Source organism: Henriciella sp. (assembly GCF_049649345.1).
Lineage (GTDB): Bacteria > Pseudomonadota > Alphaproteobacteria > Caulobacterales > Hyphomonadaceae > Henriciella.
Window position 1 is genome coordinate 1 of the sequence record NZ_JBARZC010000136.1, and the last position, 3,692, is coordinate 3,692.

2 protein-coding genes and 1 pseudogene are annotated in these 3,692 nt (G+C 61.2%); 1 reads left to right on the forward strand and 2 read right to left on the reverse strand.

The annotated features are described in order from the left end of the window. The coding region (locus WA989_RS03330) for a phosphotransferase (RefSeq protein ID WP_424339103.1) at positions 1 to 752 on the reverse strand (752 nt) is incomplete at its 3' end. Further along, positions 749 to 1,855: pseudogene (locus WA989_RS03335) on the reverse strand (glycosyltransferase family 4 protein). The gene WA989_RS03330 and the pseudogene WA989_RS03335, both read right to left, overlap by 4 nt. A gap of 128 nt (positions 1,856 to 1,983) precedes the next feature. On the opposite strand from WA989_RS03335, the gene WA989_RS03340 reads away from it, so the two are divergent. Further along, positions 1,984 to 3,692: proline dehydrogenase family protein (locus WA989_RS03340; protein WP_424339104.1), on the forward strand; the 1,709-nt coding region annotated here is incomplete at its 3' end.

Genomic DNA, 3,692 nt, shown 5'->3' on the forward strand with positions numbered 1-3,692 from the left:
CTTTCGCTGGCGGCTGTGGCGCGGGCAAAGGCGCCGCGCGCGTTGCCGCTGAAGACGGTGTAGGCAGCCATCAGGTCGCAGGCGGGGTCTCCGAGGCCGGACAGGCCCCAGTCGATCACGCCTGACACCTTTCCATCGCGCACGATAAGGTTGGCAGGATGCATGTCGCCATGCACCCAGGTTCGGTTTTCAGGCCTGCAAGGCTCAGCTTCGAGCGCGGTCTCCCAGACCGCTTCCATTTGCGCGCCATCGAACTCATCGGACAGAACGGCCATGGCCTGGCGGGTGACATTGTCGCGTTCGGCAAGATCGACGCCGCGCCAGTGATTGTCAGGCGCCGGCGCCGAGGCATAGCGTTTGTGGCTGCCCTGAAGGTCGAACAGAAAAAGCGCGAGCTGCGTCGCATCGGCCTCTGTGGCGGCCTGGTTTGCCGCGTCCATGGATGTCCCGTGCAGCCAGGTGCAGATCATCCAGGGCCAGCCCGCAGGCTCTGGCAGCAGTCCTTTCGCCATGAAACGCGGCGTTTCCAGTGGCAGCTCAGCGAGCTCCTTGAGCGCGGTCGGTTCGCGCTCGCTCAGAGACGGGGTGGCCTCATCGCGCTTGGCGATGCGCAGGCAGAGATCATTATCAATCCGGAAGATATGGTTGTCGGTGCCTTCTGATCTGACCGGCCGGATATCGGCATCTGAAAGGTCAGGAAAGCTGGATTTAACCAGCGAGCGGATGAGGTAGATATCCGGCTCGTAGATCACTCGTCGCTCGTCGGAAGAATGGGTTTTTTCTTGCGCCGGCGCAGGCGGATCTTCTGCCAGAAACGCTTGCGCTCCGGCACGGGCAGCGTGTCGAGATTCTCGATAAAGGCTTCGGCGCACGCTCGCCAGCTATAGCCTTCGGCATAGGTGCGCGTGGTCTCACGTGACAGGTCCAGGCAATCGAGGCAGGCCTGTTTCAGATCCTCGCTGATCACGCCGGCATAGGAGCCCGGAATGATATCGCGCGGGCCGGGCGCGTCATAGGCGGCCACAGGCGTGCCGGTTGCCATGGCTTCGAGGATGACGAGGCCGAACGTGTCGGTCAGGCTTGGAAAACAGAACACATCGGCGCTGGCGAAACAGGTGGCCAGCTCTTCGCCGAACCGGGCGCCGAGGAATGTCACCTTGGGATATTTCTTTTTGAGTTCGGCAAGCTGCGGCCCTTCGCCGACAACCACTTTCGAGCCTGGCAGGTCCAGCTCGACAAAGGCCTCGATATTCTTCTCCACCGCCACACGGCCGACATTGATGAAGATCGGGCGCGGCAGGCCCTCGAACGGGTCGCCCGGCTGGCCTTCTTCGATCCGTCGCGATGGGTGAAACAGCTCAGTGTCCACGCCCCGCGTCCAGGATACGACATTGTTGAATTTGTGCTCTTCCAGCTCCTTGCGCATGGAGGGCGTGGCGACCATCACCTTGCCGGAATACTTGTGAAACCAGCGGACCTAGCCATAGCCCCAGGCGGTCGGCACGGGAAAACGCGCCGAGACATATTCCGGAAACCGCGTATGATAGGAAGTTGAGAAGGGATGTTTTTCCTTCAGGCACATGGCCCGGCCAGCGAGCCCCAGCGTGCCTTCGGTGGCGATGTGGACGGCATCGGGCTGAAAGCTCTCGAACCGGTCGGTAATCTGATTGCGGGCAAAAAGGGCGAGCTTGATTTCGCTATAGGTCGGCAGGGGAATGGTCGTGAAGCCATCGGCGGGAGAGACGACCTCCCATTCATGGCCCATCTCCTCGCATTCCTGGATCACGCGTTTCATGGTTCGCACGACGCCATTGACCTGAGGCTCCCAGGCGTCGGTTATAAGCATGATACGCATTCGCTCTCCTTGGGTTCGGCCCCTTAGGCCCGTCTGCGACAGTTTTAGGTGTATTCGAGCAGGCGTAAACCCGTCATGCCGTTGTATATGGATCGATAGTGCAGCAGGCTTTCGAGAGGAGATGGACCATGCCCGATTTCGGAGACACGATTGTGAGCAGCTGGGACGAACTCGATACGGTCAAGTTCGCCGATGAGGAAGCGCTTGTCGCCGACATTCTGAAAGACTTGCCGCTTGATGAGCGTGCCCGCGCGGCAGCTGTCAGACGTGGCCGTGAGCTTGTGACACTTGCCCGCGCCGCCGGCCGGCCCAAGGGCATGATGGAGAGCTTTCTCGAGGAGTTCGGCCTTTCCAATTCCGAAGGCCTTGCGCTGATGTGCCTTGCCGAGGCGCTGCTGCGTGTGCCGGACGCCGAAACGCGGGATGATCTCATTGCAGAGAAAATCCGGTCTGGCGACTGGGGCGCGCACAAGGGGCAGTCCGATAGCTGGCTGGTCAATGCGTCGACCTGGGGCTTGATGCTGACGGGCCGGGTCATCGGCGCACCTGAGGACGCAAAGAAAGGGCCTGGCACCTTCATATCCGGCCTTATCCGGGAAAGCGGCGAGCCGGTCATCCGTACCGCCATGATGCAGGCGATGCGGATCATGGGCGAGCAGTTCGTGCTTGGCCGCACTGTCAAGGAAGCGCAGCGGCGCGGCTCGAAAATGGTGAAGGCTGGCGAGGCAGCGAATTTCAGCTTCGACATGCTGGGCGAAGGCGCCCGCACGGCAAACGACGCCGAGCGGTATTATGAGGCATACAGGCAGGCCATCGATGCGGTCGGCGAGGACATGGATGCCTCGATCGCGCCGGAAAAGAAAAACGGGATTTCGGTCAAGCTTTCAGCGCTCCATCCGCGTTATGAAGCGGTCAATGAGGCGCGCGTCCAAGAGGAGCTATATCCGAAGCTCTACGCGCTTTGCGAGCAGGCGGCCGGATACAATATCAATCTCTGTCTCGATGCTGAAGAAGCAGACCGCCTTGTCATTTCGCTGAAGCTGCTGGAACGGCTGATGCGCGAGCCGGGCCTGAAAGGCTGGGACGGTCTCGGCCTCGCAGTCCAGGCCTATCAGAAGCGTGCGCACAAGGTGATCGAGCGACTGTCTGTGCTGGCAGGTGAGACAGGCATGCGCCTGATGGTGCGGCTCGTGAAGGGCGCCTATTGGGACACCGAGATCAAGCATGCCCAGGAAGAGGGCATGCGCAACTTCCCGGTCTTCACGACCAAGCACAATACCGATCTCAACTATATCTCCTGCGCCCATGCCCTGCTCATGGCGAGCCCGCGCATCTATCCGCAATTTGCCACGCATAATGCCCACTCGCTCGCCACGATCCTGATGATGGCCGAGGCTGAAGACGTCACCAATTACGAGTTCCAGCGCCTGCACGGCATGGGCGAGCCGCTTTATGGCGCGGCTGAGAAAGGCGGAAATGTCCGTGTTTATGCCCCCGTCGGCGCGCACAAGGACCTGTTGCCCTATCTCGTCCGCCGCCTGCTTGAGAATGGCGCGAACACCAGCTTCGTTCACTCCTTCCTCGACCCGGATGTGCCGGTCGAGAAGGTCGTCGATGATCCTATTGCCAAGGTGGAGGCCGGCCCGCGCCGTCATCCGCGCATTCCGACCCCGCCGCGCCTCTACGGACCGATGCGGAAGAATTCGATTGGCGTGGACCTCTCGCAGGCCAGCGAACGCGGCGTTCTGGAAGACAATGTCCAGCGGCTGGAGAAAGCGAAGGTCCTGCACGCCGGACCGGTCGTTTCCGGCAAGGCGAAGACGAAAGGCGGGACGAA